The organism is Rickettsiales bacterium (genome assembly GCA_033762595.1).
Taxonomy (GTDB): domain Bacteria; phylum Pseudomonadota; class Alphaproteobacteria; order Rickettsiales; family UBA8987; genus JANPLD01.
Genome location: JANRLM010000099.1, coordinates 1 through 15,167, shown reverse-complemented (window position 1 = coordinate 15,167; position 15,167 = coordinate 1). Strand labels below are relative to the sequence as shown.

Annotated in this window: 17 protein-coding genes; 8 read left to right on the top strand and 9 right to left on the bottom strand. The window is 34.7% G+C overall.

Translation table 11 applies throughout. The features are described 5' to 3' along the window. The 3 genes from SFT90_07135 to pstB all read left to right on the top strand — a co-directional run. Positions 1-553 (top strand): ABC transporter permease subunit (locus SFT90_07135; GenBank protein ID MDX1950253.1); only part of this gene is annotated, 553 nt, incomplete at its 5' end. Next, positions 546-1,859 (top strand): phosphate ABC transporter permease PstA, encoded by a 1,314-nt coding sequence (gene pstA / locus SFT90_07130; GenBank protein ID MDX1950252.1) that lies wholly within the window; start codon positions 546-548, stop codon positions 1,857-1,859. The genes SFT90_07135 and pstA, both read left to right, overlap by 8 nt. A 289-nt stretch (positions 1,860-2,148) precedes the next feature. Further along, complete coding sequence (gene pstB / locus SFT90_07125) at positions 2,149-2,928, top strand: phosphate ABC transporter ATP-binding protein PstB (protein MDX1950251.1); 780 nt, start codon at positions 2,149-2,151, stop codon at positions 2,926-2,928. Positions 2,929-2,980: 52 nt separating this feature from the next. Here the strand turns inward: pstB and SFT90_07120 are convergent, their stop codons facing one another. The 7 genes from SFT90_07120 to SFT90_07090 all read right to left on the bottom strand — a co-directional run bounded on the left by SFT90_07120 (position 2,981) and on the right by SFT90_07090 (position 7,843). Next, positions 2,981-4,021 carry a rod shape-determining protein gene (locus SFT90_07120; GenBank protein MDX1950250.1) on the bottom strand — a complete coding sequence of 347 codons (1,041 nt, stop codon included), beginning with the start codon at positions 4,019-4,021 and terminating at the stop codon, positions 2,981-2,983. Between the two features lie 86 nt (positions 4,022-4,107). Then, positions 4,108-4,953 (bottom strand): D-amino-acid transaminase, encoded by an 846-nt coding sequence (locus tag SFT90_07115; protein MDX1950249.1) that lies wholly within the window; start codon positions 4,951-4,953, stop codon positions 4,108-4,110. 228 nt (positions 4,954-5,181) lie between these two features. Beyond that, positions 5,182-6,657: an Asp-tRNA(Asn)/Glu-tRNA(Gln) amidotransferase subunit GatA gene (gene gatA / locus SFT90_07110; protein MDX1950248.1), complete on the bottom strand. Its 1,476-nt coding sequence runs from the start codon at positions 6,655-6,657 to the stop codon at positions 5,182-5,184. After that, the gene (locus tag SFT90_07105) at positions 6,647-6,985 is read right to left on the bottom strand and encodes a HepT-like ribonuclease domain-containing protein (protein MDX1950247.1); all 339 of its coding nucleotides are present in this window, start codon (positions 6,983-6,985) and stop codon (positions 6,647-6,649) included. Before SFT90_07105 ends, gatA begins: the two co-directional genes overlap by 11 nt. Continuing rightward, the gene (locus tag SFT90_07100; GenBank protein ID MDX1950246.1) at positions 6,985-7,272 is read right to left on the bottom strand and encodes a nucleotidyltransferase domain-containing protein; all 288 of its coding nucleotides are present in this window, start codon (positions 7,270-7,272) and stop codon (positions 6,985-6,987) included. Before SFT90_07100 ends, SFT90_07105 begins: the two co-directional genes overlap by 1 nt. Before the next feature lie 6 nt (positions 7,273-7,278). Further along, on the bottom strand, positions 7,279-7,578 hold the full coding sequence (gatC, locus tag SFT90_07095) for an Asp-tRNA(Asn)/Glu-tRNA(Gln) amidotransferase subunit GatC (GenBank protein ID MDX1950245.1): 300 nt from the start codon (positions 7,576-7,578) through the stop codon (positions 7,279-7,281). 4 nt (positions 7,579-7,582) lie between these two features. Next, complete coding sequence (locus tag SFT90_07090) at positions 7,583-7,843, bottom strand: BolA/IbaG family iron-sulfur metabolism protein (protein MDX1950244.1); 261 nt, start codon at positions 7,841-7,843, stop codon at positions 7,583-7,585. 95 nt (positions 7,844-7,938) lie between these two features. On the opposite strand from SFT90_07090, the gene SFT90_07085 reads away from it, so the two are divergent. Next, a complete protein-coding gene (locus SFT90_07085; protein MDX1950243.1) occupies positions 7,939-8,364 on the top strand; it encodes a hypothetical protein in 426 nt (141 codons plus the stop codon). On the opposite strand, the gene SFT90_07080 is transcribed toward SFT90_07085, so the two are convergent. Next, the gene (locus SFT90_07080; GenBank protein ID MDX1950242.1) at positions 8,361-9,197 is read right to left on the bottom strand and encodes a squalene/phytoene synthase family protein; all 837 of its coding nucleotides are present in this window, start codon (positions 9,195-9,197) and stop codon (positions 8,361-8,363) included. The genes SFT90_07085 and SFT90_07080 overlap by 4 nt on opposite strands. Here SFT90_07080 and SFT90_07075 point away from each other — a divergent pair. The 3 genes from SFT90_07075 (at position 9,191) to SFT90_07065 (ending at position 12,409) form a co-directional block, all read left to right on the top strand. Then, positions 9,191-10,345, top strand: coding sequence for an FAD-dependent oxidoreductase (locus SFT90_07075; protein MDX1950241.1), 1,155 nt, complete (start codon positions 9,191-9,193; stop codon positions 10,343-10,345). The two genes, SFT90_07080 and SFT90_07075, sit on opposite strands and share 7 nt — an antisense overlap. 90 nt (positions 10,346-10,435) lie before the next feature. Continuing rightward, positions 10,436-11,779, top strand: a complete 1,344-nt coding sequence (gene secY / locus SFT90_07070) for a preprotein translocase subunit SecY (GenBank protein ID MDX1950240.1) — start codon at positions 10,436-10,438, stop codon at positions 11,777-11,779. Between the two features lie 24 nt (positions 11,780-11,803). Beyond that, on the top strand, positions 11,804-12,409 hold the full coding sequence (locus SFT90_07065) for an adenylate kinase (GenBank protein ID MDX1950239.1): 606 nt from the start codon (positions 11,804-11,806) through the stop codon (positions 12,407-12,409). On the opposite strand, the gene uvrB is transcribed toward SFT90_07065, so the two are convergent. Continuing rightward, positions 12,406-14,373: an excinuclease ABC subunit UvrB gene (gene uvrB, locus SFT90_07060; GenBank protein MDX1950238.1), complete on the bottom strand. Its 1,968-nt coding sequence runs from the start codon at positions 14,371-14,373 to the stop codon at positions 12,406-12,408. The genes SFT90_07065 and uvrB overlap by 4 nt on opposite strands. Before the next feature lie 105 nt (positions 14,374-14,478). On the opposite strand from uvrB, the gene SFT90_07055 reads away from it, so the two are divergent. Beyond that, positions 14,479-15,024, top strand: coding sequence for a hypothetical protein (locus tag SFT90_07055; protein MDX1950237.1), 546 nt, complete (start codon positions 14,479-14,481; stop codon positions 15,022-15,024). Positions 15,025-15,167: the final 143 nt, after the last annotated feature.

The following is a 15,167-nucleotide window of genomic DNA, read 5'->3' as shown; positions in this document are numbered from 1 at the left end:
TGGCATTCCAACCGTTGTTTATGGTTATTTTGCCGCAATTACGATGGGGCCTTTATTTAGGCAAGTTTTTAGCTCGCTTGGGTTTGAAGTCGCCTCGGAAAGTGCATTAGCCGCAGGTTTTGTAATGGGTATTATGATTATCCCTTATATGATGTCATTGACTGATGATGTTATGAACGCAGTGCCAAAATCATTGCGAGATGCTTCACTTGGGCTTGGTGCTACAAAATCTGAAACCATCAAAAAAGTTATAATACCTGCTGCATTACCGGGGATTATGGGTGCTTTTTTATTGGCAGTTTCTCGTGCGATTGGTGAAACTATGATTGTAACAATGGCAGCGGGGTTAATTGCAAAACTTACATTTAATCCGCTTGATTCGGTTACCACCGTTACTGCACAAATTGTTAAACTATTAGTTGGCGATCAGGAATTTGATAGCCCAAAAACATTAGCAGCCTTTTCTTTGAGCTTAACTTTGTTTTTAATTACCTTAGTTCTAAATATTGTTGCACTTATTATTGTTAGAAAATATCGTGAGAAATATGACTGATAATAAAAATTCAAATCCTTTTGTCATTTCAAAAACGAGCTTTTTTCACAGAAGGCTTCGTAAAAGAAATAACTCTGAAAAATTATTTAAGTTTCTCGGTTTTGCATCTATTGCAATTTCCGTTATCTTTTTAGCTTACCTTGTTTTAACTATATTTTCCAAGGGTTATACTTCCTTCATTCAAACTAAAATTAGGGTTAGTGTTAATATTTCAGAATATGTTGATATTAAAGAAGCGAGAAAAGATAATAAAATTCTTAACGCTATAAATTATAGGCAAATAGTTTTTGATTCTCTAAAAAAGCAATTCCCTGATGCAAAATCAAGATTGCAAGTAATTCAGCTCTATTCACTTGTTTCTAGAAATTCTTTTATTCAAGCACAAAAGCAAATCACTCGTGATTTCAAGAGATTAAAAGGTAATTTCAAAATTAAACCATTTGAGGTTTGGGTTCCAGCAAGCTCAAATATTGATATGTTCGTTAAAGGAGTTATTTCCGGTGAAGAAGGAGGCAAAATTTCTGAGATTGAAAAATCTTATGTCAAAAAACTTCGTGAAGAGGGTAGAATTGGGAAGTTTTTTAACACTGATTTCCTACGCTTAGGTGATTCCAGAGAACCAGAAATGGCAGGTATTATGGGCAGTATGGTTGGTTCAATTTTTGTAATAATTGTTTGTATGCTAATTGCACTCCCTCTTGGTGTAGCCTCTGCAACTTATCTAGAAGAATTCGCTCCAAAAAATAAATTCACAAGCATTATTGAGGTTTCGGTTAATAATCTAGCGGCAATTCCTTCTATTGTTTATGGTTTGCTTGGGCTTGCGATATTCCTAAACTTCTTTGGCTTACCTCGCTCTGCCTCTCTTGTTGGGGGCTTTACGCTTGCACTCCTTGTGCTTCCAGTAATTATTGTTACCACTAGAAACGCCCTCGCGTCAGTACCGCCTTCGGTTAGAGATGCAGCTCGTGGGTTGGGTGCATCAAAAATGCAGGTAGTTTTTCATCATGTTTTACCGCTTGCAATGCCGGGCATTATGACAGGCTCAATTCTTTCAATGGCTAGGGCTTTAGGTGAAACCGCACCTTTACTGATGATTGGTATGGTTGCTTTTGTGCGTGATATTCCACAAAATTTTTTAGACCCAGCAACTGCACTGCCAGTGCAGGTTTTTATCTGGTCTGACTTACCTGAGGCAGGGTTCGTTGAAAAAACCTCAGGTGCAATTATAATCTTACTAATTTTCTTGATTTTATCTAATGCACTAGCCATATTCTTACGCAAGAAATATGAAGTGAAGTGGTAGGCACTGTTAGCAAAGGTTTATGAATTTGCTACTTTATTAATTTTGGCAGAGAACAAAAGAAATTCAAGGGAATAGTTATTCATATTTCCGAAGAATTTTTTGAAGTTATATGCCAAAATTAATAGTAGCCTTTCAGGTTATGGCAAAAATTGCTATCTACCGCGTTAGAAAGTTTGCGTATATCAAAAAGTATACGACGCACTTTCTTCCTTGTATATAGCAATTTTTGACTCATAACAAATTTTATAAACCTTTGTTAACAGTGCCTAATAAAAACTTTATAAAAATTATGTCTGTAAATGTAAATATTGAAAAACCTAGAATTGTCGCAAAGAATGTTGATGTATTCTATGGCTCAAAGCAAGCAATTCACTCTGTAAATTTAGACATTGCAGAAAATAAAGTTACTGCCCTAATCGGCCCTTCTGGTTGCGGAAAATCAACCTTTATGCGTTGCCTAAATCGCATGAATGACACCATTGAAAACTGCTCTGTTAAAGGTGAAATAAAACTTGATGGTTATGATATTTATGATCCAAAAGTTGATGTAGTTCTGCTTAGAGAAAAGGTTGGAATGGTTTTTCAAAAGCCAAATCCTTTCCCTAAATCAATTTATGATAATGTTACTTATGGCCCAAAAATTCATGGGCTTGCAAAAAACAAAAAGCAGTTTGATAACATCGTTGAAACCTCTCTAACAAAAGCTGGACTTTGGAAGGAAGTTAAAGACAGGCTTCACGAACCCGGAACTTCCCTTTCTGGTGGTCAACAACAAAGGCTTTGTATTGCTCGTGCGATAGCAGTGAACCCAGAAGTTATTTTAATGGATGAGCCTTGCAGTGCCTTAGACCCAATCGCAACTGCGGTTATTGAAGATTTAATTGATGACCTTAAAAAGAATTTTACGATAGTTATTGTTACACACTCAATGCAACAAGCTGCTAGAGTTTCTGATTACACAGCATTTTTCCACTTAGGAAAAATCATTGAATTTGGAGAGACAGGTCAAATTTTCACTAATCCAAAAATCAAACAAACTCAAGATTACATCACTGGAAGATTCGGTTAGTTTTATTTAATTGGAATCTGTAAAGCTAAAGACTTAAAACCAAAGACTAATATCACTCTTGCTTGAATAAAACCGCTTTGAAGTTCTTTCTATCTTCAAGCGCAGTGCCTGTTCCAATTGCAACGCAGTGCAAAGGGTTTTCTGCAATAAATACTGGTAAATCAGTTGATTCCCTCAGAATTACATCAATATCTTTAAGTAATGCACCACCACCTGTAACAATAATTCCTCTATCAACAATATCAGAAGAAAGCTCAGGTGGGGTTTTTTCTAAGGCTTTATGAACAGCATCAACTATAGCATTTACTGGCTCAGTTAATGCCTCAGCAATTTGTCTTTGAGTTAACTCAATTTCTTTTGGAACGCCATTTGCTAAATCTCTACCTTTAATAACTGCTTTTTCACCATCGCCGTGTTGAGAAACAATTGCAGAACCGATTTTCTTTTTAATTTCTTCTGCAGTTGACTCACCAATTAATAAATTATGATGTTTTCTTATGTAGTTCACAATTGCACTATCCATAACATCACCACCAACCCTTGTGGATTCTGCATAAACTATGCCACCAAGGGAAATAACCGCAACCTCAGTTGTGCCACCACCAATATCAACCACCATTGAGCCTTTAGGCTCATTAACCGGAAGGCCAGCACCAATTGCTGACGCCATTGGCTCTTCAATTAAGTATACATCTCTTGCACCTGCAGACATTGCCGCATCTTGAATCGCCCTTCTTTCAACCGCAGTTGAGCTTGAAGGAACGCAAATTACAATTAAAGGCCCAGCAATATTTCTACCTTTATGAACGGTGCGAATAAAATGCTTTATCATTTCTTCAGCACCTTTGAAATCAGCGATTACACCATCTCTAAGTGGGCGGATTGCCTCAATATTAGCAGGCGTTCTGCCCAACATCATTTTAGCTTGTAAGCCAAAAGCATATGGAAGTTTTTTACCATCTTTATTAAGCAAAGCTACCACTGAAGGCTCATTCAACATAATTCCTTTGCCCTTAACATATACAAGTGTATTTGCCGTTCCCAAGTCAATTGCTATATCATTAGAGAAAAAGCCTAGAAGTTGATTAAACATAAATATTTGATTTTAATATATTTTCTAAAATTACGGAAAGTAAAAATATTCAATCTTTACAAAAAAGCAACATTAATTGCGGAAATTTAGATTATTGAAATATATTTCTGAAATAATTTTTGAGTAATTTCGCCAGTTTGGGAGTTGCCTAGAGGTTTGCCATCAACTTCAATAATTCCGGTTACAAAGGCGGTTGCACTTGTCATAAAGGCTTCATCGGCTTGATATAATTCCTCAATAGAAAAAGCCCTTTCTTCAATTTCAATTTTTTCTTGGGTTGCAATTTCAAGGATTGCCTTTCTTGTAATGCCGTGCAGAATTTGATTTGAGAGGTTTTTTGTTATGATTTTTTTATTTTTTATGATAAAAATATTTGAAGAAGAACCCTCAGTAACAAATCCTTCTTTATCATACATTACTGCTTCAAACGCCCCTTGTTTTCTGGCGATATTTTTTGCCATAACTTGCGCGAGCAACGCGATTGATTTTATATCTCGCCTTTCCCACCTTAAATCTGGGGTTGTTATCACTTTAACTCCCGCCCGCAATTTTGGATTGTTTATTATAGATTTTTCTTGTGTGAACATCAACAAAACTGGCTTTAGTGCTGGGCTATCTGGATAATTAAAATCACGCTCTGGTGCTTCACCTCTAGTAATTTGAAGATATATTAAACCTTCTTGGATATTATTTTTTTGGATTAATTCTAGTTGGATTTTTTCAATCTCTTCAATTGGCTTTGGCAATGGAATATCAAGGCTTACGAGGGATTTTTTTAGCCTTTCAAGATGCCCCTTATTATCTACTAACTTACCATTAATAACTGCTGATACTTCATAAACGCCATCTGCGAATAAATAGCCTCTGTCAAGAGGAGAAACCCTCGCTTCTTTAAGGGGTAAGAATTGATTATTTAGAAAAATTATTTGCATTTTTTATTTATATCTGTCCTAGCAAGCTAGTAAAAGCTAAGCATTATGCTTTAGCTTGAATTAGCTTGTTAAGGCGTTTAATAAATATAGATTTTAACCTCTTAACCGCCTATTGTCACACCTCATTTATTGCGGGGCTAACGGTTTAAAGTGTTTCTAATCCTAAGTTTTGAGAGTGTTTTATGATTAACCTCGCAATAAATGCGGGGTGACATCAACAAAAATCAACTACAAACTCAACCCCTTAAAACCGCTATTTTGTTCTATTGCAAACGCGATATCAAAGCAGGATTGTTCGTCCCAAGCCTTAGAAATAATTTGAAGCCCTAGCGGCAAGCCGTTTTCATCAAGCCCTGCTGGCACTGAAATTGCAGGCACACCCGCGAGTGAAGCTGGAATTGTGAAGACATCATTCAAAAACATTTTTACAGGATCATTCATATTTTCACCAATCACAAAGGCACTTGAAGGAGCAGTTGGTGTAAGTAAAGCATCAACTTTACTGAAAGCCTCGTCAAAATCTCTTGCGATAAGAGTTCTAACCTTTTGGGCTTTAGTATAATATGCATCATAAAAACCTGATGAAAGAACATAAGTGCCGATCATTATTCTTCTCTTAACTTCAGCACCGAATCCTTCTGAGCGAGTTTTTTCATACATTTCATCTAGGGTTGAAAATTTTGCATTTGTGCGATGCCCATATCTAACGCCATCATAGCGAGCTAGGTTGGAGCTTGCTTCTGCAGGGGCAATCGTATAATAAACTGGCAATGCGTATTTCGTGTGAGGCAGAGAAACCTCTACAATTTCCGCACCTTGTGATTTCAAAATATCCGCACCTTTTTGCCAAATTTTCGTGATTTCCGAAGGCATTCCATCAACATTATATTCTTTCGGAATACCAATTTTTTTACCCTTCAAATTAGCTGAAATATTTTCATACCAATTAGGAACTTCCTTTTTAACGGAAGTTGAATCATTCGCATCAAACCCAGAGATTGCCTGCTGAACAAGGGCTGTATCTTTAACTGTTTTACAAATTGGCCCTGCTTGATCCAGTGAGCTTGCGAAGGCGATTGTTCCCCATCTTGAGCATCTGCCGTAAGTAGGTTTTAAGCCCACTAAACCGCAGAAAGCAGCCGGTTGACGAATCGAACCGCCAGTATCCGTGCCGAGTGAAATAACTGAAGTATCTTCTGCAACTGAAGCTGCAGAACCACCTGATGAGCCACCCGGAACAAGCTGAGATTCCGGCTTATTTTTATTCTTCCAAGGGTTAATTACATTGCCAAAATAGCTCGTGATATTCGCAGAACCCATTGCGAATTGGTCTAGGTTAGTTTTACCAATCATCACCGCACCTTGCGAAAATAAATTTTGAGATACTTTTGATTCATATTGTGGCACAAAATTTTCTAGCATTTTTGAGGCAGCCGTTGTTAAAACACCCTTAGTGCAGAATAGATCTTTTACCGCAACAGGCACGCCTTCTAGCAGGCGTAATTCCTCACCTTTGGCGAGGCGTTCATCAACCAAACGCGCTTGATGCAAAGCTGATTCTGGCGTTATTGTTATATAAGCATTTGAATTTGCATTTTTGTGTGAAGCATGTTCAACATAGCTTTTTGCAACCTCTACCGCACTGAATTTCTTGGTTTTTAAGCCTTCTTTTACTTGCTCTGCTGTTAAATTTTTAATTGTCATAGTTTTTAATTATTTCTTGAATTTGGATTTTTAATTTAGGAATTTCCACTTCAACGATATTATTTAATAAGTTTTTATCAATTTTAGCATATTCGTGAATAAGTTTATTTCTTGTATCAGCAATATCTCGCCAAGGAACTTCAGAATATTTTTCTTTTAATTCATTAGAAATATTTTTAACAGCTTCTCCAATAACGGCTATGGCGAAGGCAAAAGCCATCTCCTTTGTTCTTTCTTTAGCGGTATCTTCACAAGCTTCTTCTAGTTCTTTTATAGCATTTAGAATATCATCAAGCCTAATTTTATCTTTATTTTTTATAGAAACCATTAAATATCCCTCGCATCAAGTAGAATATAATTTGCATAAGAATCTTTTATTGCATCTTCAGAAACAACATCTACCTTGCACTTCAGTAGTTCTTCCAACGATCTATTAAGCCTTACCATATCAAAGTATGATGCTTTTTTATTAAATTTTACCAACAAATCTAAATCACTGCCAGCATTTGCCTCATTCCTAGCTACAGAACCAAAGACTCGAATTCTATCCGCATTATTGCTGAGAGCTATATTGATTAATGAATCCCTATAATTTTTAACTTCCTCTAAATTCATAAGTACCTACCCATTATCGACCACTTTAGGAACAACGAAGCAACCGAATTGAGATTTTGGTGCGTTTGCAATCACCGCCTCACGAATATTGCCATCTGCGATTATATCATTATCTCTTAGGCGAAGTGTATAACCGCCAACGCCAGCCATTTCAGGCACACCATCAGTATTCACTTCATTTAGTTCATCAATCATATGAAAAATATTACTCAAATCTTTTGAGTATTTTTCAACCTCACCTTCAGTGAGTTCAATTCTAGCTAATTTAGCGATTTTCAGAACATCTTTATTGTTAATTTCTGTCATAAATTTATATTAATTCTATTTCTATTGAGTGGATTTCAGCAAAATATTTCCTCAAGAAATTATTGATATTTTTATGTTTGTCTATTCTATTTTTGCCCTCAATATTATCTTTAGAAATTCTAATCTTCAGATGCGATATTTCATAATTCGCACCCTGCATGGCTTGGTGATTTCTATGAGAATGAGAATTATCTATCAACTCTAGGTTTAGAGGGGCGTAATTTTGTATCAAATCAGCACGAATCTGTTCTATTTTGGGAATCATATTCTCATTATAAATCAATAGGTTAAGTGAATTTACCTCTTGCGTAAAGCCTTAAAAAATGCTATTATCAAAAAAACAAAGAATTGGGGGATTCAATGTTTGGTTGCAAAAGAACAAAAATTTTACTCATAGGAAATAACTTCAAGCATTTTGAAAAAATAGCTGATCTTATCAGAAATTCAATCAAGCATTGTGAAATTATTTTTATTTCTAATGATAATAACTCAGATAGTTTTTCTGACATATGCGAATCAAATGCTGATGCAATTTTCTATTTTATGTCTGGTAAAGAATATGAAGATTTGACAACCATAAATATTCTTAAAAAAGTCGCTAATAATTTACCTGTAATTTTAGTTAGTGAAAAACTTCTTAGACATAACGCAATGAAGGAAGTTTTTAATGGTGTTGAAAATTATTTAACATTAGAAGATTTAACACCAACAAAATTCAAAAAAATATTTCATTCAGCCATCAATTATTATTCAATAGCAGATTACGCTAGGCATTATATTTACTAAAACCAGCCGAGTAAATTATACAAAGTAAGTTTTGCTGCACCGAAGCCTTCAACAGATTTAATTTGATAAGGCTTTATAGCCTGACCTTTAATATATCTATATTTTTCTTTATCTCTAAAATTATAATCTTTGTATTTCATTTGCTTAATATAAAACTCTGCAAGCCTTGCTTTTATTAGCAAATTTGAATATTTTCTTAGAATTTTTTTATCAAGATTCTCAATAAACCCCCTGCCCTTTGCTATAAAAAACTCTGCTTTTTCAAGTAATTGATTAAGGGTAACTTCCTCAGGGATAATAATTCTGCCGTTTTTTGCATTCACTTTATACGCTCTAATCATTGCAGTTATTGCCCAGGCTATTGAAAAATTTTCAACCGCATCTTTAATTTTATGATATGTTTCAATATTACAATTTACCTGTGAGCTATTAATTAAAAATATTGCCTCACTTAAATTTGCGGCGGTATTTTTAGCATAGAATATTAAATCATTAAGATTTGTGAATGGCACATCTTCAAAGTCCTTAATTCTGGCATTTAGCAGGTTAATAAATAATTCTTTAGGAATAGAATATTTTTTTATTATTTCAGCTAGTTTTGTAAGGTTTTCATGCCTTTTCATTTTGCCACTAGAATAAAACTCTTCAATAGATTCTATCCACCAAGCAATGCGAACAAGTCCAAGTGAGGCTTCCGTCACTTTATTTTTGATTGATGCAATTTCAATATTGAACTCTAAAATTGTCGCTATATCATTCCACAAGCTTTTAGGTGCAAGCAAGGCACAGATATAATTGTCGTAATCAAAAAATTTTACTTTAGTTAATGGCATCGCAAAAAACCTATCATATAATTGGAGCAGGAATTTCAGGGCTAATAATCGCCCACAAATTTCTGATGAAAGGTATAAAAGTTAATATTTATGAAGCAAGCCCATTTGCTGGCGGAAGATGTAGAAGTTTTAATAATAATTTTCTTGATTGTCATATAAACAACGGAAATCATTTAGTTTTAGGGGCTAATAAAAATTTTTTAGAAATATTAAAAGTTTTTAATATTGAGAAAAATTTCTATAAAACCTCTGATTTATTTGAAATTTATAATTTTGAAAGCAAAAAGAAAATTGGCAAATTTTCAGTTTATTTTGAATTAATAAAATTTATTTTTGCAGTTTTGCTCGGTAGAAAATCTAATAATAAATTTTATAAATTAATCGCTGAAAGTATTACTAATACTAGGTTTGAAAATTTTGACATTAAAATCTTACGAAATGTAATTATAGAAATTTTGAAATCCGGATTGCGAGGTTTGGATTTTATTCAACCCAAAACAAACTGGCAAGATGCTTTTATAAAGCCGATTTTGGAAGATATAAAAAATAAAAATGGCTCTATTTTCTTCTCAAAATCAGTTAATAAAATTAATTTTGATAATGGCAAAGCGTCAGAAATTTTATTCGCAGATGGGGAAATTATTAAATGCGAAAATGATACTCTAATTTCAACCATTCCAGCCTATAACCTCAAGAAAATTGCTAATATTAATTGTGCAATAAATTATAATCCGATAATAAATATTCACATAAAAACCAAGAATATTTTACCCTCAAAAATCATTGCAATCTATAGTGATTTTGCAGATTGGATTTTTTGCAATGATAATATTATTTCAATTACAAAAAGCGTTCCAAATGATTTATCGCAAAAATTTTATGATGATAAAAATTTTTTAGAAACCCTCAAAAGCCTTGTTAAGAAATCAATTTTAGAAGAAATTGAAATAGAAAATTATCTCATTTTGAATGAAAAAAGGGCTACTATTGACTGCGAAAAAGAAAGCCTAGAACATCGCCCAAATGGCTTTACAACTGAATACTCAAACCTTTTTATATGCGGAGATTTTGTTGAAAATAATTTACCTTCCACCATTGAAGGAACAATTAAAAACGCCTTAAATCTTACAAAACAACTATCAAATTAAAATTTTTATTTATTGTTTTGAATTCATAGTTTAATAGAGTTCTTAAATTAAAATTAATTGAATATAAAAATGGCTTCAAGTTTTGAAAAGATGGCCTCTAACATTAATCTCTCTGTGATTGGTAAGGCAGAGGAGCTTAAGAAAAGGCTTTTATTTGTTATCGGTGCGTTAATTATTTATCGTTTGGGAACTTATATTCCACTTCCGGGCGTAGATTCAAGGGTTCTAGATAAAATGTTCTCTATGCATTCGCAGGGGATTCTTGGTATATTTGATATGTTTTCTGGTGGTGCGTTAAGCCGTATGACGATATTCGCACTAAATGTTATGCCTTACATTACGGTTTCAATAGTGGTGCAGCTTGTAACTGTTATCTACCCTGCATTAAACCAGCTCAGAAAAGAAGGTGGCGAGGCTGGCAGAAGAAAAATTCAGCAATATACTAGAATTGGAACGGTTTTTATGACTGCAATTCAGGGTTACGGCATCGCAACTTATTTGCAATCAATCAATATTGATGGGCAAACGGCGATTATCAATCCCGGCTTGTTTTTTACCATTACAACTATCACAACTCTAATCGGTGGAACGCTTTTCTTGATGTGGCTTGGGGAGCAAATCACTTCAAGAGGCATTGGCAATGGCGTATCATTAATCATCTTCGCAGGTATTGTTGCAAACCTTCCAAGTGCTATTTCAAAAACCTTTGAGCTAGGGCGAACTGGTGCTATTTCAACTGGCTTCATTATATTAATTGTTGCACTAATTGTTGCGATGATAGCCTTTATAGTTTTTATGGAAAGGGCTCAAAGAAGGCTGATTGTGCAATATCCAAAGCGAATGGTTGGCAACAAGCAATATCAGGGTGAAAGCACTTATTTACCGCTGAAAATTAATACTGCTGGTGTATTGCCTCCAATTTTTGCAAGCTCATTATTGCTTTTTCCTGCAACACTATCTGGCTTTGGTGTTGGCGGTGCTGGAGCTGATCAAAATGAGATTATCCAAACTATTTTATTATATCTTGGACACGGCAAACCTTTATATATTTTGCTATATATTTTGATGATTGTTTTCTTCTGCTTTTTCTATATGAATAATGTTTTCAATCCCGTTGAAACAGCTGATAATCTCAAGAAAAATGGTGGTTTTATCCCAGGTATTAGGCCGGGTAAAAACACGGGCGATTATCTGCAATTTATCCTAAATAGAATTACAGTTATTGGTGCAGCTTATCTTAGCTTAATTTGCGTAATTCCTGAATTATTAGTTGCTGAATTTGCTGTTCCATTCTATCTTGGCGGAACTTCGCTTTTAATTGTGGTGAATGTTACAATGGATACAATTGCTCAAATTCACTCTCATTTAATTGCTCATCAATATGAAGGTTTGCTCAAGAAAACAAACCTAAAAGGTGGCAGAAGAAGAAAATAACAACCATAAACATAAAATATAATTATGTCAAAAAATCTTATTTTATTTGGCCCACCAGGTGCAGGCAAAGGCACGCAAGCAGGTATTTTAACTAATATATATAATATCCCTCAGCTATCAACTGGCGATATGCTTCGTGCGGAAGTTGCATCAAAAAGTGATTTAGGAGTTCTCGCTGAGAAAATTATGAAAGAAGGCGGTTTAGTTTCTGATAGAATCATTATCGCTATGATTGAAAATAGAATTTCTCTGCCTGATTGCAAAAATGGCTTTATGTTAGATGGTTTCCCGAGAACTGTTACGCAAGCTGAAGCACTCGATGTTATGCTTAATAATTCTGGCAAAAAAATTGATTATGTAATTGAAATTCAAGTGCCAGATTCTGAACTTCTAAAAAGAAGTGAGAACCGCAAAAAAGAAGCAATCGCAAAAGGTGAACAACCAAGAGCAGATGATAACCCTGAGGTTTTTACCAAGAGGTTAAAAACTTATTGGGAGCAAACCGCGCCAGTTCTACCTTATTATAAATCTAAAGGTTTGCATTTTGCTATTAACGGCACAAAATCTATTGATGAAGTAACTGAAGAAATCAAATCAATTATTAATCAAGAAAAAAGAGCAATTGCTTAACTAAAAACCTCTAATTTTTCTCGTTCTTTGATGATGTCGCGGAATTCGGCGGCCTTTTCAAAGTCAAGGTTGGCGGCGGCTTCTTTCATCTTTTTGCGAAGCTCATCAAGTGAAATAATTTTGCTCGCTTTTTTGGATTTTTCTTTATCCTCTTTTTCTTTTATTTTCTTTTCATCTTGAATTGCATTTGAGATATTTTTCAAAATTGTTTTCGGAGTTATATTATTTTTAATATTATGTTCTTGCTGAATTTTTCTGCGTCTTTCGGTTTCACTAACAGCTTTTTTTATAGCATCAGTCATCACATCTGCATAAAGTAAAACTTTACTTTCGGAATTTCTTGCAGCACGGCCAATAGTTTGAATTAGTGAGGTTTCAGAGCGTAAAAAGCCAGCTTTATCACCATCTAAAATTCCCACTAAACCACATTCTGGAATATCTAAACCCTCACGGAGTAAATTTATTCCAACCAGAACATCAACCTCACCTAAGCGAAGATTTCTAATAATTTCAACCCTTTCAATTGTATCAATATCAGAATGTAAGTAAGTTACTTTCATTCCGATTTCTTGCATATATTCGCTTAAATCCTCAGCCATTTTCTTGGTTAGCGTAGTGATTAAAACCCTAAATCCTTTGGCAATAACTTCTTTACTTTCAGAGATAATATCATCAACTTGATTAGTGCAAGGCTTGATAATAATTTCAGGATCAATAAGGCCTGTAGGGCGGATAATTTGCTCAACAAATTTACCACCAGTTAGCTCAAGTTCATATTTAGCAGGGGTAGCCGAAACATAGATGGTTTGCGGACGCATTCTATTCCACTCCTCAAATTTTAGAGGGCGGTTATCAAGTGCAGAAGGAAGGCGGAAGCCATGTTCCACCAGATTAATTTTCCTTGCCCTATCGCCATTATACATTCCACCAATTTGTGGGGTGGTAACGTGGCTTTCATCAATAAATAAAAGGGAATCTTGAGGCAAATACTCAAACAGAGTTGGCGGTGGCTCACCTTCTTTTCTGCCACTTAAATAGCGAGAATAATTCTCAATTCCTTTGCAAGTGCCAGTTTCAAGAATCATCTCAATATCAAATTCCGTGCGCTGCTTAATGCGTTGTGCTTCAACAAGTTTATTATGCTTCTCAAAATATTTGATTCGTTCTTGAAGCTCTATTTTGATTAAATCAACCGCCTGTAAAAGCGTTGGGCGTGGTGTTACATGGTGCGAATTTGCGAAAATAGTTATTTCATCAAGGTTTTGAATTCTCTTACCAGTTAGCGAGTCAAACTCATAAATTTCTTCAATATCATCACCCCAAAAGCTCACACGCCAAGCTACATCTTCATAGTGAGAGGGGAAGATATCAAGAACATCACCTTTAATGCGGAAGGTGCCACGGATAAAATTATTATCATTTCTAGAATACTGAATTTCAATAAGGCGATTCGCAATTTCTCGCATTGAATAGCGTTCTGATTTTTTAATCTTGAAAGACATCTGCAAATAAAGCTCTGGCGAGCCTAAACCATAAATGCAAGAAACTGAGGAGACCACTACAACATCTTTGCGTTCAAGCAAAGCACGAGTTGCGGAGTGTCGCATTCTATCAATCTGCTCATTAATGGCGGAATCCTTCTCAATATAAGTATCGGTTTTAGCGATATAGGCTTCAGGCTGGTAATAATCATAATATGAAACAAAATACTCCACCGCATTATTCGGAAAGAACTCCTTAAACTCCGCATATAATTGGGCAGCGAGGGTTTTATTGTGAGCCATTATCAAGGCTGGTTTGCCGATATTTTGGATAATATTTGCAGCCGTAAAAGTTTTACCACTGCCAGTAACACCAAGCAAGACTTGGTCGCTGAGGCCTTGTTTAAGGCCATTAGTAAGTGCATCTATCGCCTTTGGCTGATCCCCAGCCGGCTTAAATTGTGAGGTAAGACTAAATTTCATAGCCTCTTAATAGAGATTTTTTCAGCTGGGTAAATTAGATTATTTATAATAGTAAGGGAAATTATAATTGCATCTTCATTAATTTTATGTTAATTTCTTAGGGGTATGCTTAATCAAATAAATATTCAAACTCAACTTCAGAATACTGCTCCCAGTGATGAGATATCACCTATAAATCAAGAGCTTAATAAAATAATCAAAGAATTAGAGAAAAATCCAGATATAGAAAAAGGTGAAATTATAAAATTATTAAAAGAAAAAGATAATTTGTTAGGTAAGGAAGTTGATGATGGACCTTCTCAGGAGAGAATATATCAAATCTGCTTATTGAGATCAGCAATAGGAATGGCGATTAACAAATTAGAAGAGGATAATAAAATAGATAAATACGAAGATAAAATACCTCAAAAACCAATTATAATGCCAACCATAGATTCTCAGGGGTTGCATTCTTTTGATGTTATTATAGTGCCTGAGCCTCTATTAAATCAGAGCCAAGAACAAGATGGAAAAAAAACAAATCAATATATAGATCAAGTAAAAGAAGTTTTTAGCCAAAAATATAATTGTTTTTCTTCTATTGAAATCAACAAGAATAATACATTTAATTTATGTTATAATGAGAATAAGGTGAAGGAAAGATTTATATAACCTCACTGATAATTTTTGTCTCTATCAATATTTCTAGTAGGTGCGATGCCTATAGATGGGGTTAGCAAACCAGATTTTTCAACTTCAACTTTGCCTTTATATTGCACGCCGAAATCTGCTAAAACTGAGCCTTCCGAGCGGAA

Bases quoted from the DNA above. Each gene is read 5' to 3' on its own strand.
- pstA (MDX1950252.1), top strand. From the start codon at position 546: ATGACTGATAATAAAAATTCAAATCCTTTTGTCATTTCAAAAACGAGC.
- pstB (MDX1950251.1), top strand. From the start codon at position 2,149: ATGTCTGTAAATGTAAATATTGAAAAACCTAGAATTGTCGCAAAGAAT.
- SFT90_07120 (MDX1950250.1), bottom strand. From the start codon at position 4,021: ATGTTTAATCAACTTCTAGGCTTTTTCTCTAATGATATAGCAATTGAC.
- SFT90_07115 (MDX1950249.1), bottom strand. From the start codon at position 4,953: ATGCAAATAATTTTTCTAAATAATCAATTCTTACCCCTTAAAGAAGCG.
- gatA (MDX1950248.1), bottom strand. From the start codon at position 6,657: ATGACAATTAAAAATTTAACAGCAGAGCAAGTAAAAGAAGGCTTAAAA.
- SFT90_07105 (MDX1950247.1), bottom strand. From the start codon at position 6,985: ATGGTTTCTATAAAAAATAAAGATAAAATTAGGCTTGATGATATTCTA.
- SFT90_07100 (MDX1950246.1), bottom strand. From the start codon at position 7,272: ATGAATTTAGAGGAAGTTAAAAATTATAGGGATTCATTAATCAATATA.
- gatC (MDX1950245.1), bottom strand. From the start codon at position 7,578: ATGACAGAAATTAACAATAAAGATGTTCTGAAAATCGCTAAATTAGCT.
- SFT90_07090 (MDX1950244.1), bottom strand. From the start codon at position 7,843: ATGATTCCCAAAATAGAACAGATTCGTGCTGATTTGATACAAAATTAC.
- SFT90_07085 (MDX1950243.1), top strand. From the start codon at position 7,939: ATGTTTGGTTGCAAAAGAACAAAAATTTTACTCATAGGAAATAACTTC.
- SFT90_07075 (MDX1950241.1), top strand. From the start codon at position 9,191: ATGGCATCGCAAAAAACCTATCATATAATTGGAGCAGGAATTTCAGGG.
- SFT90_07080 (MDX1950242.1), bottom strand. From the start codon at position 9,197: ATGCCATTAACTAAAGTAAAATTTTTTGATTACGACAATTATATCTGT.
- secY (MDX1950240.1), top strand. From the start codon at position 10,436: ATGGCCTCTAACATTAATCTCTCTGTGATTGGTAAGGCAGAGGAGCTT.
- SFT90_07065 (MDX1950239.1), top strand. From the start codon at position 11,804: ATGTCAAAAAATCTTATTTTATTTGGCCCACCAGGTGCAGGCAAAGGC.
- uvrB (MDX1950238.1), bottom strand. From the start codon at position 14,373: ATGAAATTTAGTCTTACCTCACAATTTAAGCCGGCTGGGGATCAGCCA.
- SFT90_07055 (MDX1950237.1), top strand. From the start codon at position 14,479: ATGCTTAATCAAATAAATATTCAAACTCAACTTCAGAATACTGCTCCC.